23 protein-coding genes are annotated in these 21,311 nt (G+C 29.6%); 5 read left to right on the forward strand and 18 right to left on the reverse strand.

The genetic code is table 11. The features are described from left to right. The first annotated feature begins 132 nt into the window (after nucleotides 1-132). Nucleotides 133-720 (forward strand): protein kinase, encoded by a 588-nt coding sequence (locus BV55_RS0101015; protein WP_051652353.1) that lies wholly within the window; start codon nucleotides 133-135, stop codon nucleotides 718-720. A 145-nt stretch (nucleotides 721-865) separates the two neighbouring features. Here the strand turns inward: BV55_RS0101015 and BV55_RS0101020 are convergent, their stop codons facing one another. Continuing rightward, nucleotides 866-1,114: a hypothetical protein gene (locus BV55_RS0101020; RefSeq protein ID WP_051652354.1), complete on the reverse strand. Its 249-nt coding sequence runs from the start codon at nucleotides 1,112-1,114 to the stop codon at nucleotides 866-868. A 361-nt stretch (nucleotides 1,115-1,475) separates the two neighbouring features. Here BV55_RS0101020 and BV55_RS0101025 point away from each other — a divergent pair, with 361 nt between their 5' ends. Together BV55_RS0101025 and BV55_RS0101030 are read left to right on the forward strand one after the other, a co-directional pair. Next, nucleotides 1,476-1,952 (forward strand): DUF4883 family protein, encoded by a 477-nt coding sequence (locus tag BV55_RS0101025; RefSeq protein ID WP_051652355.1) that lies wholly within the window; start codon nucleotides 1,476-1,478, stop codon nucleotides 1,950-1,952. A 145-nt stretch (nucleotides 1,953-2,097) separates the two neighbouring features. Beyond that, nucleotides 2,098-2,925 (forward strand): PHP domain-containing protein, encoded by an 828-nt coding sequence (locus BV55_RS0101030; RefSeq protein ID WP_029450849.1) that lies wholly within the window; start codon nucleotides 2,098-2,100, stop codon nucleotides 2,923-2,925. Between the two features lie 139 nt (nucleotides 2,926-3,064). On the opposite strand, the gene BV55_RS0101035 is transcribed toward BV55_RS0101030, so the two are convergent. The 4 genes from BV55_RS0101035 to BV55_RS15215 form a co-directional block, all read right to left on the reverse strand. Continuing rightward, a complete protein-coding gene (locus tag BV55_RS0101035; RefSeq protein WP_029450850.1) occupies nucleotides 3,065-4,483 on the reverse strand; it encodes an aminopeptidase in 1,419 nt (472 codons plus the stop codon). A gap of 100 nt (nucleotides 4,484-4,583) precedes the next feature. Further along, on the reverse strand, nucleotides 4,584-5,150 hold the full coding sequence (locus tag BV55_RS0101040; RefSeq protein WP_242850832.1) for a 5-formyltetrahydrofolate cyclo-ligase: 567 nt from the start codon (nucleotides 5,148-5,150) through the stop codon (nucleotides 4,584-4,586). Further along, nucleotides 5,137-6,054 (reverse strand): HPr(Ser) kinase/phosphatase, encoded by a 918-nt coding sequence (gene hprK / locus BV55_RS0101045; RefSeq protein ID WP_029450853.1) that lies wholly within the window; start codon nucleotides 6,052-6,054, stop codon nucleotides 5,137-5,139. Before hprK ends, BV55_RS0101040 begins: the two co-directional genes overlap by 14 nt. 51 nt (nucleotides 6,055-6,105) lie before the next feature. Next, entirely contained in the window at nucleotides 6,106-6,273 is a 168-nt protein-coding gene (locus BV55_RS15215; RefSeq protein ID WP_084170461.1) for a DUF896 domain-containing protein, read from the reverse strand. A gap of 318 nt (nucleotides 6,274-6,591) precedes the next feature. Between BV55_RS15215 and BV55_RS15220 the strand changes: the two genes are divergently transcribed. Further along, nucleotides 6,592-6,744, forward strand: a complete 153-nt coding sequence (locus BV55_RS15220) for an aspartyl-phosphate phosphatase Spo0E family protein (RefSeq protein ID WP_084170462.1) — start codon at nucleotides 6,592-6,594, stop codon at nucleotides 6,742-6,744. 242 nt (nucleotides 6,745-6,986) lie between these two features. Here the strand turns inward: BV55_RS15220 and BV55_RS0101060 are convergent, their stop codons facing one another. The 3 genes from BV55_RS0101060 to helD all read right to left on the reverse strand — a co-directional run bounded on the left by BV55_RS0101060 (nucleotide 6,987) and on the right by helD (nucleotide 10,262). Further along, a complete protein-coding gene (locus BV55_RS0101060; protein WP_029450854.1) occupies nucleotides 6,987-7,385 on the reverse strand; it encodes a hypothetical protein in 399 nt (132 codons plus the stop codon). Nucleotides 7,386-7,409: 24 nt separating this feature from the next. Next, a complete protein-coding gene (locus BV55_RS0101065) occupies nucleotides 7,410-7,658 on the reverse strand; it encodes a DUF1292 domain-containing protein (protein WP_029450855.1) in 249 nt (82 codons plus the stop codon). A 297-nt stretch (nucleotides 7,659-7,955) separates the two neighbouring features. Then, complete coding sequence (gene helD / locus BV55_RS0101070; RefSeq protein WP_029450857.1) at nucleotides 7,956-10,262, reverse strand: RNA polymerase recycling motor HelD; 2,307 nt, start codon at nucleotides 10,260-10,262, stop codon at nucleotides 7,956-7,958. Nucleotides 10,263-10,652: 390 nt separating this feature from the next. Here helD and BV55_RS0101075 point away from each other — a divergent pair, with 390 nt between their 5' ends. Further along, a complete protein-coding gene (locus BV55_RS0101075) occupies nucleotides 10,653-11,465 on the forward strand; it encodes an SDR family oxidoreductase (protein ID WP_029450859.1) in 813 nt (270 codons plus the stop codon). Nucleotides 11,466-11,602: 137 nt separating this feature from the next. Here the strand turns inward: BV55_RS0101075 and BV55_RS0101080 are convergent, their stop codons facing one another. The 10 genes from BV55_RS0101080 to BV55_RS0101130 form a co-directional block, all read right to left on the reverse strand. Then, nucleotides 11,603-12,118: a hypothetical protein gene (locus tag BV55_RS0101080; protein ID WP_029450860.1), complete on the reverse strand. Its 516-nt coding sequence runs from the start codon at nucleotides 12,116-12,118 to the stop codon at nucleotides 11,603-11,605. A gap of 653 nt (nucleotides 12,119-12,771) precedes the next feature. Then, nucleotides 12,772-13,413 (reverse strand): V-type ATP synthase subunit D, encoded by a 642-nt coding sequence (locus BV55_RS0101090; RefSeq protein ID WP_029450861.1) that lies wholly within the window; start codon nucleotides 13,411-13,413, stop codon nucleotides 12,772-12,774. A gap of 1 nt (nucleotide 13,414) precedes the next feature. Next, nucleotides 13,415-14,797, reverse strand: a complete 1,383-nt coding sequence (locus BV55_RS0101095) for a V-type ATP synthase subunit B (protein ID WP_029450862.1) — start codon at nucleotides 14,795-14,797, stop codon at nucleotides 13,415-13,417. Then, nucleotides 14,790-16,565, reverse strand: a complete 1,776-nt coding sequence (locus tag BV55_RS0101100; RefSeq protein ID WP_029450863.1) for a V-type ATP synthase subunit A — start codon at nucleotides 16,563-16,565, stop codon at nucleotides 14,790-14,792. Before BV55_RS0101100 ends, BV55_RS0101095 begins: the two co-directional genes overlap by 8 nt. Before the next feature lie 17 nt (nucleotides 16,566-16,582). Then, nucleotides 16,583-16,894 carry a V-type ATP synthase subunit F gene (locus BV55_RS0101105; RefSeq protein ID WP_185159047.1) on the reverse strand — a complete coding sequence of 104 codons (312 nt, stop codon included), beginning with the start codon at nucleotides 16,892-16,894 and terminating at the stop codon, nucleotides 16,583-16,585. Further along, entirely contained in the window at nucleotides 16,884-17,885 is a 1,002-nt protein-coding gene (locus BV55_RS0101110) for a V-type ATP synthase subunit C (protein ID WP_029450866.1), read from the reverse strand. The genes BV55_RS0101105 and BV55_RS0101110 overlap by 11 nt, the downstream gene beginning before the upstream one ends. 12 nt (nucleotides 17,886-17,897) lie before the next feature. Beyond that, the gene (locus tag BV55_RS0101115; protein WP_029450867.1) at nucleotides 17,898-18,497 is read right to left on the reverse strand and encodes a V-type ATP synthase subunit E; all 600 of its coding nucleotides are present in this window, start codon (nucleotides 18,495-18,497) and stop codon (nucleotides 17,898-17,900) included. A gap of 16 nt (nucleotides 18,498-18,513) precedes the next feature. Then, a complete protein-coding gene (locus BV55_RS0101120) occupies nucleotides 18,514-19,005 on the reverse strand; it encodes a V-type ATP synthase subunit K (protein ID WP_029450869.1) in 492 nt (163 codons plus the stop codon). Nucleotides 19,006-19,023: 18 nt separating this feature from the next. After that, nucleotides 19,024-20,964: a V-type ATP synthase subunit I gene (locus BV55_RS0101125; protein WP_242850833.1), complete on the reverse strand. Its 1,941-nt coding sequence runs from the start codon at nucleotides 20,962-20,964 to the stop codon at nucleotides 19,024-19,026. A 1-nt stretch (nucleotide 20,965) separates the two neighbouring features. Beyond that, nucleotides 20,966-21,292, reverse strand: coding sequence for an ATP synthase subunit B family protein (locus BV55_RS0101130; protein ID WP_029450872.1), 327 nt, complete (start codon nucleotides 21,290-21,292; stop codon nucleotides 20,966-20,968). Nucleotides 21,293-21,311: the final 19 nt, after the last annotated feature.

A 21,311-nucleotide genomic window follows, 5' to 3' on the forward strand; every position in this document is an offset into this window, starting at 1 on the left:
TATTCTATTCATTTCTTATTTTAAAATATTCTTTATTTTATTAAATACAGCTTTGAATATTAAAGTAATATGTTATATTCCTATAACTACCATCATAAATATAATGGATAAGTAATATATAGAAGGTTTCATATGCATAAAAACAAAGAGTCAATTGTAAATCCTTACTATGATTTTAATATTAATCTTTTAGATTGCAAATTTCTAGGTAAAGGCCATAATGGCATAGTATATCTACTTCCAGATGGAAATGTTATAAAAATTTGTTTTAATATTAAAAGTTTTATTGGAGAATACCTTATCTTACAAAGGGTAAATGGTAATAAATATTTCCCTAGGATATATGAGATAGGAGAAAACTACATGATAAGAGAATATGTAGAAGGCGATGTGTTACCAAAATACATAAGAAAACATGGTTTCAATGATGAGCTAGGTAAAAAGATTATTGAATTATTAAAGGAATTTAAAATATTAAAATTTACAAAAATAGATTTAAGATGTAAAGATATCTTTGTTCAACCAAACGGAGATTTAAAAGTTATTGATCCTAAAAAGTTTTATACTAAGGATAGAAATTTTCCAAGACATCTATCAAAAGGTATGTATAAACTTAAAATACTAGATTCATTTTTAGAAGTTCTAAAGAAAGAGGATCCTACTCTTTTTGATGATTGGACGCCTAAAATAATGAACTATATTAAAGAACTAAAATACTAAATGTTAGTATAATTATATTCACAGTCTAGGATTTTACCTCTATTTTGCTAAATCATTTTAATAAAAAATCCATGAGTTATAATAAATTTAACTCATGGATAAAACCTGAAAACATAGTAGGCTAAAATAATAACTATCTTTGTTTTTATCCCCGAAACGCTTGCCTAACATTTTTAACCCCAGAGTAGAATCCTGAAGCTGAAAGGCCAATGGTAATACCTGAAAGTATGCCAAATTTAAAGTTTCCTGGTGATACATACAAAATCCCTGCCATAATTCCTAGTATTAAATTCAGTAATGGTATTAACTTAACTTTTACTCCAAGCTCTTTAGCTACCTGGGATAAGCCCATAACTACAGCTGACATTAGTCCTATATCTTGAAAGTTAATCATATTAAATACCTCCATTACTATATAATATGAATCAGTATCTTTTATGATTACTATTTTTAGTATCCTTTTTATAAAAAGACAAAAAAAGATATTGGTGGGGGATACCAATATCTTTAAATTAAAAGGGTTATATAAATAAGGGGTTAGGTTATTGATTTATTATTATATTTCTACAATATAAATATATCATATTTTATGGTAAAAGAGTATTAATATTCTGTTAAGGATTTCTAACTTTTATTAACACTTTCATATATAAACCTTTATACTTATAATTTATTTTTATTTTTTTTGTTTAAAAGTAATATTAATATATATTTATTCATATTTTTATTTTGAAATGATTGTGAGGTGAATTTCCTTGAAATTACCCTATATAATAATATCGATAATAATAAGTTCAGTGCTTCTTGTTAGTTGCACTTTCTCTGATACTAATTTACCCATTAGTCCTAAACCTAGTAACCACTTTTATACAGAAAATTTATTTAATAGCTTAAATGAATATAAAGAATTTTCGTCTACCTTATATGAAACTAATCTTCATAAAGAATCTTCACTTAATAAAGAGGACATGGAGGTATTAACAAACTTTTTTTCTTCACTTAATACCAATGACTTCATAGATGAGCCTTATGGTATTGATAAATCTCCTAGTTATAAGATATTTATAACCATTAATTCTATGAAATATGTAATAAATATTTATGATGCTGATTTTATTTCCATTTATCCATGGGATGGCAATAAACAAATGGACTTCATATCCATGAAAAATATTCCTGTAGCCTATAATTTATATAGCTTTTGCAAATATAAGATAGATAAGCCTTTATAAAACATATACTTATTTTCAACATTATATAATATATCTTATATCATAACTCTTTCTTTTAAGGTTAAAATAAACTATTAAACTTTTACTTTAATGTTTGAGTAGTTTATGTATTTTATATATACTTAATAAAAGAAGGAGTGAGACTATGGATATACATGCAGATTTTCATTTACACACCAATGCTTCTGATGGAAGACTTAGCCCTAAAGAATTAGTTAAGTTAGCAAAATCACAAGCTTTAAGCTTGATGGCTATAACAGATCATGATACAACGTCTTCCCTTTGTGAAGGCATTTTAACAGGTGAAAGATTGGGTATTAAAGTTATCCCTGGCATAGAGCTTTCTACCATACATAATGATGAAAGCATTCATATACTTGGATACTTTACTGATGATTCCTATAAGAATCCAAACTTTCAAAACTTTTTATCGGAAATACAAGATTATAGAATACGTAGGGCAAAAAAAATGATTTCTAATTTAGATGAGTTTTTTAATATTAAATTGGATTACGAAGATGTGAGAAAACGTGCTAAAGGAGTAGTTGCAAGGCCCCATATAGCAAGGGCTATAATTGATAAGGGATACCCATATACCTTTCAATACATCTTTGAGAATATTATAAGTAAGAATAGTGTTGCTTACGTGCAAAATAAAAATATTTCTCTTAATGAAGGTATAACCATACTAAGAGATTTAAACGCAATAGTAATCTTAGCCCATCCAAAACTAATTAAAAAGACCCCTGTAGAGGATATAATAAAATTCAATTTTCATGGACTAGAGGCTATATATTATCTAAACTCTGTGAAAGAACAAGAAAAGTATATAAATATAGCTCTAAAAAATAATAAGCTTATAAGTTGTGGATCAGACTTTCATGGAATAGAAAGTGATGTTAAACATGGATATATAGGCTCTATTGATAGTACATTAAAGGAACTAGAAGACTTTATAAATATTTTTATTTAAGGTAATTCTACAATTTAACATTTAGTCTTACTTTTCTATTACTATATATTATAAAGTTAAATATTTTAATATAATGTATAACATTAAAAGAGCAAGAATCTTAAGTTAAGATTCTTGCTCTTTTTTATTTTCTAAAGACTTATGCTTCTAATAAAAATGCACAGTACCCTCTCATTGCTTCATATATATCTGCCTTACTAGCTACTTCCCATGGAGCATGCATATTATGAAGTGCTACACCGGAGTCTATTACTTCCATGCCATACTCAGCAAGGATGTATGCAATAGTTCCTCCGCCTCCTTGGTCTACTTTTCCAAGCTCAGCTGTTTGCCATGTTACATTATGTTTATCCATTATTGTTCTAAGTTCTCCAATGTATTCAGCATTAGCATCATTACATCCGCCTTTTCCTCTAGATCCAGTGTATTTGTTAAATACTAATCCTTTTCCAAAGTATGCTGAATTCCTCTTTTCCATAACAGATGGATAGTTAGGATCATACGCAGCGCTAACATCTGAAGATAACATCTTTGAATTTGAAAGACATCTTCTAAGTTTTAACTCACTGTAATCAGAAGTTCTATCCATAATTTCTGCTACTACATTTTCAAAGAATCTTGATTGCATACCTGTAGCACCTATGCTACCTACTTCTTCTTTATCTACTAATAAAGTTACATAAGTTTTCTTTGATTTTTCCATTCCTATCATTGCTTCGAAAGAAGTGTATGCGCATACTCTATCATCATGACCATAGCCCATAACCATACTTCTATCAAATCCATAATCTCTTGCTCTACCAGCTGGAACTACTTCAAGTTCTGCTGACACAAAGTCTTCTTCTATGATGCCATACTTCTCATTTAATAATTTTAATATATTATTCTTAACTCTTTCTTTTGAATCTTTATCTTCTAGTGGCATACTTCCAACTAATATATTAAGGTCTTCACCTTCGATAGCTTTCCCTAATTTTTTATCCATTTGATCTGCTGATAGATGAATTAAAAGATCTGAAATTCCTATAACTGGATCGTTATCATCTTCACCTATTACTATTTCAACAGTAGTTCCATCTTTTTTAACCATAACTCCATGTACACTTAAAGGAATAGTAACCCATTGATATTTCTTAACTCCGCCATAATAGTGAGTTTCCATAAGAGCAAGGTCTGTATCTTCATATAATGGATTTTGCTTTAAATCAAGTCTTGGAGAATCTATATGTGCTCCTAATATACTAAGACCTTTTTCCATCTTTTCCTCACCTATTAAGAACATAGCTAAGTTTTTACCCTTATTGTTTGCGTATACTTTATCTCCTGGTTTTAATGTTTTACCTTCTGAAATAACCTTTTCTATGTCCATGTAACCCTTTGCCTCAGCAAGCTTTATAAACTCTGTAACACATTCACGTTCTGTCTTACATTTAGATATAAATTCTTTATACCTATCACTTAAAGCAAATACCTTTTCTAGGTCCTGTTTTGAATACTTATCCCAAGCAGAATCGTAAGTTTTAGTCAATACATTTTTTTGTTCATTATTAGTTGACATAAGTTTATCCCCCATTCATTTTATAAAATTTTAGCAAGAATTTTAGCAATAATTACATTTTACATGAATTCTAAGTTAAATACAAACCTGTAATTTACTTTTATTTTTCATTGCTTATTATATAATCAATTTTTACATCTAATGGCTCCATAGGAACATAATCTACTATCTGATTTTTATAAGCTAGTGCGATTTTTACAGCTTGTTTTTTTAAATCTCTTAAAAATTTATCGTAAAATCCTCCTCCATAGCCAAGTCGTCCACCCTTTGTATCAAATGCTAGTCCAGGAACAAATACGACATCGATATCTTCTGCTTTAGCTACATTATCTTTATTATATTTAGGTTCTAGTATTCCCATATAATTAGCCTCAAGGTCCTTTAAAGAATTTATATATACTGCCTCCATACCAGCTTCTTTCGATATAATCACTGGCACACATACTTTTTTATTTAATAAAAGAGCATTTTTAATTATTTCATGTGTATCCACTTCATCTTTATAACTTACATATATAAAAATAGTGTTACTGTCTTTAAACTTTTGATCATTTAAAACATTTTCTAATATTAAACTATCGTAATACTTTCTATCTAATGCACATAATTCTTTTCTTTTATTTTTAGATATAATTCTTAAATCTTTTTTATCATTATTCATCTTCATCTATATTCATCTCCATTCTTTGATCTATTATTTCTGCTGGAGTCACATTTGACATATGGCTGTATCTATAATTTGCAGCTGCAGCTTCCACTATAACAGCTATATTTCTTCCAGGCCTTATAGGTACTGTTATTTTTCTTACAGGCACATTTAGTATATCTACATATTCTTTATCTATACCAAGTCTATCATAGACATCTTCATCTTTCCAATGTTCTAAACTTATAACAAATTTTATTGTTTTATTATTTAACACTGAACTAAGTCCATATAAAGCTGGAACGTCTATAATTCCCATGCCTCTTACTTCTAACATACCAAAGGTTATATAAGGAGACCTCCCCTTTAGTATACCATCAATCTCTTTTATATCTACTGCATCATCTGCAACCAACCTATGTCCTCTTTTTATAAGTTCTAAGGCTGTTTCACTCTTACCTATGCCACTTTCTCCTGTTATTAATATACCTATGCCATAAATATCTAATAATACACCGTGTACTCTGGTTTCTGGTGCTAGCTTATCATCAAGATATGTGGTAAGTTTACTTATAAATTTTGTAGATATCATACTAGTTTTTAAAACCCACTTATTGCACTTAATAGCATTTTCAAGTAATTCGCTATGAGGGTCTAAGTCTCTTGTTAGTATTAGACAAGGAGTTTCAAACGTGAAATACTTTTTAAGTCTTTTTTTTCTAAGCTCTACTTGCATGTCATCTATAAAACTCCATTCTGCCATACCCATTATCTGAATTCTATCTTTAGAAAAATAATTGTAGAATCCTGCAAGTTGTAATCCTGGTCTATTAAAGTCGCTGGTAGTTATCATTATTCCTTTTTTACCTTCAGATAAAACTTCTAAATTGAAATCTTTTATTAGTTTTTCTACTGTAACTGTCATCTTTTCACCCCTAAGCTTTAATTTAATAAAAATAGCTGATATATTTTAACCTTATTTTTTTTCTATAGTCTCTAACTGAGCTCTAAAATTAGATTTAACGTTATCTATATATCTTTGCCTTAACTCTTTTTGTTCAAGGGTTTCTTCTTCCGTTAAGCCTTCCTCTTGACTTTTTTTATATAAAATATTTATTCTATTGATAACATCTTCAATTTTCATAATATCATCCTTTCTTATATGTTTTACATGAAAGATAAGCTCAAAGCAACCCCATATCTTTATAACTTCTATACATTATATTAAACATTATTTAAACTAAAATTACAAACACAAATCCATATTCTCTAACATTATCAATGAATTTATAATTTTATTTAACATTTAAAATGTATGTATTTTGTATTTTACGGTATGTTTATACAAAGTCTTGTATAAATTTGTAGTATTATGTAGTAATTTGACTAAAACTTTTGCTTTTATATTTTTCAAATTCTGATAAAATAGTCTAAGTAGCATACTAGTTTTGGAGGCGTGCGGATGGAAAAAGATATATTAGAAGATGAGATAGAATCTTTGAAAAATGATTTATATAAGTTACTATCTACAAAAAAACCTACTGACAGTTGTGTAGTTGAATGCAGTGAGACATTGGACAAGCTTATTGTTAAATATTATAAATATTTAGATTGAATCCTCACAGCACCTTTAAATATTTAATTTTAAAAGTGCCCAACTAAAATATAAAAAACTTGTATAAATTATATAATATATTATAAACATAAAGGTCATAAATGAAATACTATATTTCATTATATATATTTTATAATATTTATCTTTATACAAGTTTCTCATTTACACTATGATTATTCTACCTATAAATTCAATTACAAAATGTGGCCATTCAATAAGTGTATACATTTTAGAAAACCCTATTATAAGTTCAATTCGTTTAAAATATCTTCTATATCTAACTCTTTATTTTTAGCACATACAGCTAATATGAATTCATTATACTTACAGTTTTCCTTAGGTATATCATAAGATACATATTGGCCTTCTACTTCAAACTCTTCCATAAGCTCTTCTACAAGATCTCCAACATTATCTATAGCTACATCGCTAAGATAAGGAAGTAAGAAATCATCATACCACTCATTATCCTCTTCTTCAGATTTACATTCATCATTAGCATAAGCTTTGGCTGCTTTCACTTCTTCTTCATCAAAATCATAATAAGCTCTTAAAACTAATATATCATTCTTGTAAGGTATTTCTTCTACCTCACTTATTTCTCTTTCTAGTAAAAAATCAATTATTTCATCTTTTTTCATTATAATGCTCCTTAATCTTTATTTTTAATATAACAACTTTTTATATTCTTTTTTTACTGCTTCAAACTCATCTTTATCTTCTACTAAGTTTAATTCTTCTTTATCTTCAAACCTATCTACTCTAAATATAAAAGCATCATCCTCATTACCATTTACTTCTGATAAAATAAGATATTCGCTTTCCTTCTCATCTAGATAAATTCTTGCTATAGCTTCAAAATCAACTTTATTGCCCTCTTCATCTTTAAATGACATTATTTCTTTTTCTTCCAAATCTTCACCTCATTTTCATCTAACTTAAAGACTATAAACTAGACCAAACTTATATTTTAATTTAGCCTTCTTATATTTTATAAAGTTCTTCATCCTAATAACAAATATAGAATAAAGAAGTTTATTAATCAATGAATATATATTAACATATTACAAATTATATATTCAACAAAGTTATGAAATTATTAATTTAATAATTTTATAACTAATGACTATATTAATAAATTTTTCACATTTTTATATTAATCCTTTGACATAATAAACGTGAACTTTAAATTCAATTCATAACTTGATTAATTATTCTAAAACATGCGCCTCCAAAAGAGGTGAGACCTTTCCATTATAAAATATATACTCTAAATGCAGAGCCCTTGTTAGGACCACATAAAGCAGCCTTTTATCTATTTCCTCATTAGTATAATTATCTTCATTACAATTATAAACTACAGTACAATCAAACTCCAGCCCTTTTGTCATATAAGAAGGTATTATTATACTTTCAATCTTCAAGCTTGTATCCCCATCTTTTACTAAGTCCCAGGAATTTTCACTATATTTTTTCATATAATCACTTATCTTTTTACATTCTTTATAGTTTCTACCTACTATAGCTATACTAGACTTTCCTAGCTCCTTAACTTCTTTAACAATTTGATCTATTTTATTTGCGAAATCTTTATTATTTTGAAATTTAATTACTTTAGGTTCCTTACCTCTTCTAAGCACAGGTATTGCTGGATCTAAATTGTTTTTTTGTTTTTTTAATACTTTATTTGCAAATTCAATAATTTCAACTGTTGATCTATAACTTTGTTTTAAGGGCATATAACTACAATTTCCATTAAATACATCCTTTATGACACTAGTCCAACTGTCGATTCCTTTATAATAATATATGCCTTGACCAAGGTCTCCAACAATTGTAAAAGACTCACCTTTTGCTATATTTTTAAGAGCTTCTAATTGAAAATAGCTGTAATCTTGTGCTTCATCTATAACCACATGTTGAAATTTATACTTTTCAGGTACGCCCTCTATTTTAAACTTTATATAAAGCATGGCTGCTAAATCATCACTATCTATGATATTTTCTTCTTTATTTTTTAATATTTCATTTTTCATATATTCTCCTAAAGCTTTTGGAATTTTATCTGCAGTTGCTTCATAAAATATATCTTCATTTTCGAACATATTATAATAAAGGCCTTGAGAGTCTAGGTTACCCCAATTTATAAAATAGGATTCAAAAGACTTTTTTGCCTGTCTTTTAATATTTTTCTTTTTCTCGTCTCTTTCATCATATATTTCAATGATTCGTTTCCTTCTTTCTATTCCATCCTCCATAGTCTTTTTTGTCCTAGCAATTGTATAATCATAAAAAAAGTCTATTCTCCCCATAATATCATTTATCTTTTCTTTAAATTTTAAAGTGAAATACCTTTTTATTTCTTCTTTCCTTTTATTTATAGGAAGGTTTGACATATCCCTTAAAAACAATCTTTTTATTTCTTTACTTTCAAACAACACATAATCTTCTACCTTTATGTCTTTAATGTTTCCATCTTTTCTTTCTAATAATTGAATATACCTATTTAATATAGTTTTAAAAACAATGCTTCCCTTTACTCTACTAGAGTTAGTTATATACTTAACATCTTCAACATCTGATTCTAATACTAAAGATAGCTTTTTATCCTTAGTTACTACCTTTTTTTTAATACCTAATATATTTAAAGATATCTGCTCAAATGTGCTTTGTTTTACTTTATCTACACCAAGGCTGGGCAAAAGTTCTGATATATAATCCAAAAATAAATTATTAGGTGCTAATACTAATATATCTTCTCCACTTATTTTATTTTTATGTCTATATAAAAGATAAGCAAGTCTATGAAGTGCTACAGTAGTTTTACCTGAACCTGCTGATCCTTGCACTATAATCGGGAAGTTCTTTTCTGCTCTTATAATAGCATTTTGTTCCTTTTGAATAGTTGCTACTACATCTTTTAATTTATTTCCGGTACTCTTTTCCAAGTTTATTCTTAAAAATTCATCTACTAAAGCATTTTCAGAAGAAGCATCTTCTAGGTTTCTTATTATTATATTATTTATCCCCTCATCAAAAATATCTTTTATATAAGCCTCGTTATATAAAAATCTTCTCTTTAAGGATAAATCTCCATTTATAACTCCAATCGGAGCTGTATAATAAGAATCTCCTTCTGATCCACTATAATAAAGATCAGCTATAGGAGCCCTCCAATCTATAACTACTTCCTCTCCACTTTCTATGTCTCCAAGCCCAAACTTGCCTATATAATAACTTTCCTTTTCTTTTCTGTATTCTCTAAAATCTATCCTAGAAAAGTATGGTTCTGGATAAGCTTCTTTATAGTTACTTAAACTTTTATAAACAATGTCATATAACTTTAAATTTGTTTCTAATTCTTCACTATAACTTCCATGAGAAGCCTTTTTTAATTCAGATATTTTCTTTTGTAATCCATCTTTATCATTTTCAATAGAATCAATCTTATATTCTATCCAAGATTTAGTATCATCTAGCTTTTTTCTTTCTAATTGTAATTCCGCTTGTTTTTCCAAGGTTGCACCTCTTTTCTAAGTTTTATCACTTTCTAAAATCATATATCAATAATTTCAATAAACTTATCATATACTTTAATATGGCTTTTATCCGATGGCTACCATCCGTAACACCCCCCTCCTCTTCAAGGTGGGGGATGACGGCTGCTAAACCCCTGGATAAGTTCTTCTAAGACTCAGATGGAGAGATGTATTCCTTATAAGCAAACTCCACCTGAGTCTAAGAATCACTTGATAAATAATAAGAGTATAAAAAATCTTCTTTTATTATTATAATGCATACTAAAAAAAATAACAGTCTAAGATGTAAAATATACTAATATATTAAACTCTTTTTAAATACTCAAACTAAATATTTTTATGGACAAATTAAATATATGAGGTGATAATTTGAAAATTTTAATATCCGGTGGTAATGGAAATATAGGTAGCTATTTAACTACTTCATTAAGTAATGAACATAAGGTATATTCTTTTTCTAAAGCTGATTTTGATGTAACTGATAAAGTTAAAATTTATGATACTATATGCAAAATAGATCCTGACATAATACTTCACACAGCTGCTATAACAGATGTGGATTATTGTGAATCAAATGAGTCCTTAGCATACTTAACCAACACCTTAGGCACTTTAAATATAGCTTCTATGTGTTATAAATTTAATATTCCTATAGTTTATATATCTACTAGTTATGTTTATGGAGATTATAAGTCTTCACCCTACATTGAAACTGATATTTGTGATCCAATAAATATCTATGGTAAAACTAAACTTGAGGGTGAAAATTTAATAAGAACTCTTTTAAATAACTTTTTTATTATTAGAACTTCCTGGGTTATCGACGCTAACAAATGCTCTATACTAAAGATGTTAGATAATCCATCACCTATTATACTTTGTTCCCTTGAAAAAACTAATGTAACATCAATCAAGGACTTATCCTATTTTATTAATACAATTATTAAAACAGATAATTATGGTATATATAATCTTTCTAGTGAAGATTATTCTTCAAAGTATGATATAGTAACCCATCTATTAAAAAATAAAAGGTTTGATAAAAATATACTTAAGTTGCCTGAAAAATTATTAGTAAATACTGCCAAAAGACCAAGCTTTTCAGCCATAAACTCTACCAAGGCAAAAGATACCTTTTCTATACCTTTAAGAAGGTTAGATGATATTATACTTGAATTGTAAAGTATCTTTATGCTATTTAAATTACAATTACTTGATGTTAAGTTCTAAAAATTATAAATATATATGAATAACAAAAAAGCTTTTTTATTTTAAAATAAAAAAGCTTTTTAAACATACATTAATATTAAATTCATTGGTTATTGCTTTAAAATGCTCATTGTCATATCTCTTTTCATGGCTCTTGACAAACTCTTTAGTAATACATAAGATATAGCTCCATCTGCTATATGGTGTAACATGGTTCCAATCATAACCACTACCAAAATATAAAAGGCATTAAACCCAACAAAAGGTATAACTGCTAATGCTTCTAAGATACCATGTATTGGTGATGTAATAATTACAACCTTCTTAAATGATATACCTCTTTTTATAGCTGTGGCTCCTAAAAAGCCTACAATAATATGCATACTAGCTCTTGCAACTACTGGAAGAGGTGTCCCCGCTAACAAAAACCCTACAGCTGATCCAACCCCAACCACAATAGCACTTGCTGGTGATATCAGCATAGAAAAGAACATAGGTACATGAGAAGCTAAAGTTGCAGAAAATGGTGGTATATTAATTCTTAAAAATCCAAATTGTATAGGTATTATTATTGAAAAGGCTATAAATATCGAAGTAAGCACCATTTTCTCTAATTTATTATCCATAAGTATTTCCCCCTTAAATATTACTAGTGTATATACACTAGTATATATCGTTTTCACATCATTGTAAACATAATTTTATGTGAATAAGTTACTCTTTTTAACTAATATTGACTTAACTTAAAAAAGCAGCTATAATATACCTATACCAGGTATAAGTATGTGGAGGTGTTAATATGATAATCGATGATAAAGCTTTAAATGCAGCTACAAAGAAAAATGGTTTCTTCGTTATAAAGGCAGTAACATCAAATGTTGGTTGAAGTGGTTCTGTAAAAAATCTCTGGATTGAGATTTTAAAAACTTTAGATAATGAAAGTGATTACAAAATCTATGAGTATAAACAAATAAAGGTTTATATACACAAATCTCTTATTATAGACGAAGCGAATCTTTCCATCTATGAAAAGTCTAAATTTCCATTCTTAGGTTCTACCTTTGGGGTAAAAGGAATAACTTTATAAATATAGAAATTATGTATAAAGTGCCAACCTAATTTTTAAGAACCTTATTAAATCTATTATGGCATAATAAAATAAGAGGTTAAGAAGAGCTTTATTATAAAGCTTCTTAACCTCTTATTTTAATTTTATGTTTTAAATCTGTAGCTTTAGGCTATTTAAATTAATTAAGATACTAATTTGAAATTAAAAGTATTATCCTCTTTGTTCTATCATGCTCTTAACTTTCATAAGTCTTGTTAGAGCACCTCTTTCATTTTCATCTAGCTTCATCCTAATATATTTAATTGTTTCTTGCAATTGAGGTATAGTCATGTATTCAAGAGCATTAACTCTTCTTCTTGTCTTTTCAATTTCATCTGCCATAAGTTGAGTAGATTTTTCTACTTCAGCTAGTTCTAAAAGTCTTGGAAGAACTTTATATAATTTTTCAATAGCTCCATCTAATTCTGCTGAAGTATTAGCAAATCCATAAGGATATATACTACCAGCATCATCATTTAATTGCCTTATAAAATTCATTACTGGAACATTAACACTCATTATATTTTTACTACCTACCTCTAGACTTATACTTTCTTTAGGATAGGCTATTGCTTCTTCTAAAAATTCAGAACTCATAACTCCTCTAGCCATAACAAAACTCTTTAAAGCTTCTTCAAGCTCTATTTCTACAGACTTTCTAAGTTCATTATTATATCTTATTAAATTTATAAACTGTCTCATAAGCTCATCTTGTTTGTCTTTTAATAGCTTATGTCCTCTAGTTGCAGTTACTAGTCTCTTTTTAAGCTTACTAAGCTCCATTCTTGTAGGGTTAACATTCAATCTTGTCATATTAATCTTCCTTTCTTAAAGGCAGATATTTTTCAAGATATTCATCTCTTATTCTCTTAAGCTCCGTTCTTGGAAGTATTTTAAGTAATTTCCAACCAAGGTCTAAGGTTTCTTCTATAGTCCTATTTGTTGTAAATCCTTGATCTACATATTCTTTTTCAAAAGCTTCCGCAAATTTTGCATACTTTTTATCTGTATCCGAAAGTGCAGACTCTCCTAGGATCGCAGCTAGCTCTTTAGATTGTTTACCTTGAGCATAAGCTGAGAATAATTGATTCATTGTATCTGCATGATCTTCTCTTGTTTTCCCCTTACCTATACCTTTATCTTTAAGTCTTGATAAAGATGGCAAAACGTCTATAGGTGGTGTTATGCCTTTTTTATATAATTCTCTTGAAAGAATTATTTGGCCTTCAGTTATATATCCTGTAAGGTCAGGTATTGGATGCGTTTTATCATCTTCTGGCATTGTAAGTATTGGTATTTGAGTTATAGATCCTTCTGCACCTCTTACCCTACCTGCTCTTTCATAAAGGTTAGCAAGGTCTGTGTAGAGGTACCCTGGATATCCCCTTCTACCTGGAACTTCTTTTCTCGCTGCTGATACTTCACGTAAAGCTTCAGCATAGTTAGTCATATCTGTCATTATTACAAGAACGTGCATTCCTTTTTCATAGGCCAAATACTCAGCACAAGTAAGAGCCATTCTTGGAGTTGCAATTCTTTCTATTGCTGGGTCATTTGCAAGATTCATAAATAATACGGATCTATCAATAGATCCTGTTTTAGTAAAGTCTTCTACAAAGAATTCAGCCTCTTCAAATGTTATTCCTATAGCAGCAAAAACTACCGCAAACTTAGACTCAGATCCTAAAACCTTTGCCTGTCTTGCTATTTGTGCAGCAAGCTGTGAGTGTGGAAGTCCTGATCCTGAGAAAACTGGCAACTTTTGTCCTCTAACAAGTGTATTAAGTCCATCTATAGCAGATATTCCTGTTTGAATAAATTCAGAAGGAAAATCTCTGGCTACTGGATTTATAGGTTCTCCATTTATATCTAGTCTTTTTTCTGGTATTATTTTAGGTCCATTGTCCTTTGGTCTACCCATACCATCAAAGACTCTTCCAAGCATATCTTCTGAAACTCCAAGGTCAAGGGGTTTACCTAAAAACTTAGCTTTAGTCCCCTTAGGATTTATACCTGAAGATCCTTCAAATATCTGAACCATAGCCTTACTACCATTGATTTCAAGTACTTTACCTCTTCTTATTTCACCAGTGTGCATTTCAATTTCAACTAACTCGTCAAACTTTACTCCTTCAACACCTTCAACTACCATAAGAGGTCCAACAACCTCGGTGACTGTTCTATATTCTTTAAGCATTAACCACACCTCCCTTGCTTATCAAGTTGTCAATAGCACTTGAAAGATCCTTTGATATTTGATCTATCTTACTTATATCCTCTTCAGGTATATACTTACTTCTAGCTATTCTATCTCTTACTTCTATATCTAGAATTTCTTTTAAATAAATACCTGCTTCTAATGCTTTTTCACCCTCATGATAAAATTGTAATACAAGCTTTAACATCTTATATTGTTTTGCTAATGATGAATAAGTATCTACTTCATTAAATGCATTTTGTTGTAAATAATCTTCTCTTAAAGACTTTGAAACTTCAAGTTTCAATCTATCTCTTTCAGATAAAGCATCTATACCAACTAATCTAACTATCTCTTCTAGAGTAGCTTCTTCTTGAAGAAGAGCCATAGCCTCTGTTCTTATAGTTACCCAGTCTGAAGCAACTTCTTTATCCATCCATTCTCCTACTTTATCTTCATATAGTGAATAGGAATCCATCCAGTTAATAGATGGGAAATGTCTTCTATAAGCAAGTTGTGCATCTAGTCCCCAAAAGGCTTTAACTATTCTAAGCGTTGACTGTGTTACTGGCTCAGATAAGTCTCCTCCTGGAGGTGATATAGCTCCTATAGCTGTAACAGCTCCTTCTACTCCCTCACCACCAAGGCATACTACCTTACCAGCTCTTTCATAGAATTCAGCAAGTCTTGAACCTAAGTAAGCAGGGTAACCTTCGTCACCAGGCATTTCTTCAAGTCTTCCTGACATTTCTCTTAGAGCTTCTGCCCAACGGGATGTAGAGTCAGCCATTATAGCAACTGAATATCCCATATCTCTAAAGTACTCTGAGATAGTAATTCCAGTGTATATTGAAGCTTCTCTAGCAGCAACTGGCATATTAGATGTATTTGCTATTAGAACAGTTCTTTTCATTAATGACTGACCTGTTTTAGGGTCTTTAAGTTCTGGGAACTCATTTAAAACGTCTGTCATCTCATTTCCACGTTCTCCACATCCAACATATACAACAACTTCAGTATCTCCCCATTTAGCTATCTGATGTTGAACAACTGTTTTCCCTGCACCAAAAGGTCCTGGTACTGCTGCTGTTCCTCCTTTAGCTACTGGGAAAAATGTATCTATAACTCTTTGTCCTGTAATCATAGGTTCTACTGGATTTAATTTTCTTTCATAAGGTCTCCCACGTCTAACAGGCCATTTTTGCATCATAGTTAAAGCTACTTCACCTTTATCTGTATCTAAAACACATATAGTTTCTACTATAGTATGTTCTCCTTGTTTAATTTCTTTAACTACTCCCTTTATTCCATAAGGAACCATAATCTTATGTTCAATAACAGGTGTCTCTTGAACTACACCTAGTGTAGAACCTGATATAACCTTATCTCCAACCTTTATTGTAGGCTTAAAGTCCCACTTTTTCTCTCTATTTAAAGAAGGCACTTCTATTCCTCTTTTTAAATAATTGCTTTTTGCAGCTAAAAGATATGCATTCAAAGGTCTTTGAATACCATCAAACATAGACTCTATTAAACCAGGTCCAAGTTCTACACTTAAGGGTTCTCCAGTTGTTTCAACTGGGTCTCCTGGTCCTATTCCTGAGGTTTCTTCATAAACCTGTATAGATGCCATATCGCCTCTCATCTCGATGATTTCACCGATAAGGCGGTTTTTCCCAACTTTACATACGTCATATATATTAGCTTCTTCTAATCCTTCAGCAACTACTAAAGGACCTGAAACTTTAACAATCTTACCGGTTTTCAAGTTACCAACCTACCTTCCTATAAAATATTAACACCAACTGCTTTTTCCACATTTTCGTTTATCTTACTTAGTCCTATATTTAATGTTCCCTGATTATTTGGGATTAATATTACGGCTGGCAATGTTTCTTTGTTATATCTTTCAATAGTTTCAGTTACATCTTTAGCTACTGCTTCAGTAACAAAAATAACCGCGTAATTATCTCTAGCAAGTCTATCTATAGTTTTCCTAGCTTCATCTGGTTCTACTACTGGAAAAACTTCTATGCCTAAAGATTTGAATGCTAAAACGGAGTCTTTGTCTCCTACAACACCTATCTTATACATAATTTTCACGCAGCCTTTCTCTAATAACTTCACTTTGGATGTTATTTAATTTACCAACCATTATAATTCTAATAAGCTTAATTTCATTTTCCTTTGCATATATATATGCAATAAGAGGTTCTAGCCCAAAAGTTATATATTTAGCCTTCTTCATATAATTCATTATAAAATCTTCACTTAATTTTTCAAATAAGTTTATAGATCCTGTCTTAACATAATCTTCAATTCCAAACTTTAAAATTTCTGAGTAATCAGTAAACGCAAGTTTTCCTGGAATATTTTCTACAGAATCATTATATAAAGAATTCAATTTATCCCTATCAACATATCCACCTTGTATAATTAAGCTATTTAAGAAATCTCTAGTATTATCTTGTTTTTTAACCCTTAAAAGAGTTTTTATGTTAGTTAAGTCAATAAGGTATCTTAAATACCTATCTAGAAATTTATCATCTATTTGCTCATTTAAAGAAAGCTGATGAATGAATAAATATTTATCTAAAATAATATCTATCTTTTGTGGATCTTTTGAAGTATTAAAATCTTCTAACGCCTCTTCTATTGCTTTTCTCATTATAGGATTTAAATCTCTATAATATTCATTATCTAATGCATATATAAGCTTATTAATATCTACGGTACCTATAGGTATAATCATATTAGAAAAATCTTTTTCTAATATTTTACCTTTAATTAAAACTTTAATATTATGATAATCGTATCTTATGCTCATTATGTCCACAATACTATTTACTGGTGTCATTTCATATAGCATTTTATAAACTCTTTTAAGTTCAGCACTTAATATAATTTCATAATCCTCAGCTCTTTTTATATTAGACATTAGGGTAGAATACTCTGATTCTTGAAGGACCTTTAAAGCTTCCTCTTTAGAAGTTGAGTCTATCATTCTATCAATTTTTGATTTATCTAAAAGTTTTGTTTCTAGAACCCTAAGTCTGGGTATTACCTGGGTAAAAAGCATTGAATCCATTTATTACCCTCCTTAGTTAAACAACACTTTTGCTATTTCATGTTCTAATTCATCTTTCATAGAACTTATTAATGCTTCAAAAGTATTGTTGATTTCTATACCATTTTTCTCTAAAATGAAGCCACCTTCGAAATCTTTTTGCTCAGAAATTATCTTTATATTACCTTTTTTGCCCTTAGCCATTAATGATTTATTGATTCCTTCTATAACTTCATTTGAAAATAAATCTTTATCTTTAGAATTAATTATAAGATTTTCATCACCATTTATATCTAAAGATGCAATTTTATTCTTAATATAATTTATATATTGTGTGGAATCCATATCTCCTAATTGCTTTAAAGCCTCATCTAAAACCTTTGAAATCATAGTTTGCTTTGCTTCTAGCTTTTCATTTCTAACTTGAAGTTCAGCATTAGAAATTATTCTACTTTTTCTTGTAATACTTTCTAATCTTGCCTTTTCGACTATGGATTTTTCAGTGGCTTTAGCTTCTTGGACTTTTGCATTTATTATATCTTCTTTTTCCTTCTGAGCTAATTTAAGGATTTCGTCTTTTTTCGTATTAGCCTCATCTAATATCTTGTTTACTAGATTGTTAATATTAGACATACCTTATCACTCCAAACTATTTTACAAATAAGACCATGAATAATGATGCAACGAAACCTAGTACTGCATAAGTTTCAACCATAACAGCATAGATAACACCCTTCATTACGTCATTAGGTCTTTTAGCTAATATCTGAACTCCTGATGCAGCAACTTTACCTTGAGCAATAGCTGATTTCCATCCTGCAAGTGCAACTGGTAGAGATGCCATTAAATATTTAAAACCAAGATCTAATGATGGAGATTCTCCTCCAAATATACCTATCTTTGTGAATAGTAATAATGCTATAACAAAACCATATAATCCTTGTGTACCTGGTAATGCAACAAGTATAAATGTCTTACCAAATTTATCTGGCTCTTCGGTCATAAGACCTGCTGCAGCCTCACCTACTATACCTATTCCCTTTGCAGAACCTATTCCTGCAAGTCCTGTAGCAAGAGCAGCTCCTAGTAATGCTAATATTAGCCCTCCGTTGTTATCAACTAAAAATTGTACGAATGTCATGTTAAAATCCTCCCCTATCTATTTTGTGATTTTTATATATTCTTCTGAAAGTTTATATGGAGTAAATTTTTTACCCCCACCCTCATAGAACTTATTAAAGAATTCAAGGTATTGTAATCTAGCTGCATGAACATATGATCCTAATGCATTTATAAGTAAATTAAATAAATGCAGTGCAACAAAAAGTATTGGAGCTAATACATATATAATAGGTTTCGGGAATAAGCTTACTATAAGATTTAATGCATTAGCTATAAATCCAGTAGCAAGGCCTAACGCAAGAAGACGTGAATATGAAACTATATCTCCAAGATAACCTGTTATACCATAAACCCCATATACTCCTCCTCCAATTTTACCTCCAAGAGTTGGAGCAGATCGTCCTTGAGTTAAAAACAAAGTGATTAAGCCTCCTATTAGCATCCATTTACCAATGGATCCACCTTTTCCAGCTATCATCATTATAGAACCTATTATTGTTACATACCAACTTAAAACATCATAAATTGCATCTTTTATCTTGTGTTCCTTTATTAGCATATAAGCTTTTATACCAAGTCCAACAAATATGTGGATAATACCAAAACCTAATGATAAAGCAAAGATTTCTATTATGCTATTTGGTGGATCTAATAAGAATGGTATCTTTATTCCAAAGTATTCTGGAAATAAATCACCAAACCACCCTCCATAAACGGCTCCCCACATAATAGTTGATATACCTGCAAAAAGGAAAAACTTAAATGTCTTCTGCTTATTTTTATCTTTAGAAAATTTCATTCCAAGCAGTGCAGCTATTACCATTACTAATCCATATCCTCCATCTGAAAGCATCATTCCAAAGAATATGAAGTAAAATACTGAAAGTATTGGTGTAGGATCTATCTCACTATACAAAGGTAGGCTATACATCTCTACTATACTTTCAAAAGATTCACTGAACTTATTATTTTTAAGCTTTATAGGTACATCTTCAATATCTTCTTTTAAAACTTCACTAAAATTAAGATAATAGTCTTCTCCGATTGATTTTGAAATACTATCTTTTAAAATCTCATTAGTTTCCACAGTATTCCAACCGTAAATAGTTACTATATTCTCTGTTCTAAGGAAGTTTTCTGAAGTTTTAAGTCTTAAAGCTATGTTATTATAATAATCATAAGCCTCTTCTAAATTCTCAAAATCATAATTCAGCTTTTTAAGTTCTGATTTTATATTTTCTTCTTCTTTATTTAATTCAACAACTTTCTTCCTATAATCCTCTATAAGAATTTTAGGCGTTCTATCATGTACTAAAGCAAAAGAATTAAAACCATATTCTTTTAATATGTCACGAGCCTTATCCTCATCCTCTTTAGGAACTAATGCATACATATAAGTATCTTGTACATCCTTATTAACAATCTCTATGTAGCCATTTTTCAAAACTTCATTAAATTCCTTAATAAGGTCTGCCTCATACTGAGTCGCAAAGGTTCCTATAAATGGGGACACATACTTTAAGTTTTTTAAATCTGAAAAAGGAGCATCAAATTCTTGCCATAATGATAAAGTACTAATTTCAGTCTCCAATTTTGTTCTTTCATTACCTAAAGCATTTAGCTTTTTTTCTTTTTCTTTTAGATTTTTGTAGACCTCTTGCCAATTGTTTGTCTTTATCTTTTCTTCTAGGTCTTTATAGTTTAGAGCCTTCTTTCCATTTAAAAATGATTTTAAGGTTGACTCTTTTTCCATATATGGCTTTAAAAAATCTAAAGAAAATTTTATCTTTAAAAGAGCACTTTCATATTCACTAAAATCTCCACCAAGTTCATCTTTCTTAAGCCCTTTTAGTTCTTCATATTTATCTACTGTTTCTTGATCTTGGAGGTTAATAAATTGTACTCCTTCAAAGCGTTGTAATTCTTCTAAAAGCTGTTGTTTTTGTGATTCAAAGGCTAGCAGAGTAAATTTATTCATTTTAACTATTGCCACTTACACTCACTATCCTCTCAATAACTATTTTTACAGCATGATCTAATACCTCTTTTGATGAATCTAATATTTCACCTTTTTGCTCTTTTCCAGCCTTAAAGATGGGTACTGACTCATCTTCACCTTCTTTTATAGCATGATTCATAATACTTTCAGCTTCTTCTTTTGCTTTGTTTACTATATCATCATGCATTTTCTGTGCCTGTAATTGTGCATCTTTTAATATCTCTTTACTTTGAAGTTGTGCAGCCTTTACTTCGCTTTCAGCCTTTTCTTCAGCTTCTTTTATATCTTTAAGTACATCTAATGCCAAAGTCTCACCACCTTTTATT

The sequence above is a fragment of the Clostridium algidicarnis genome (assembly GCF_000703125.1).
In the GTDB taxonomy this organism is placed as follows: Bacteria; Bacillota; Clostridia; order Clostridiales; family Clostridiaceae; genus Clostridium_L; species Clostridium_L algidicarnis.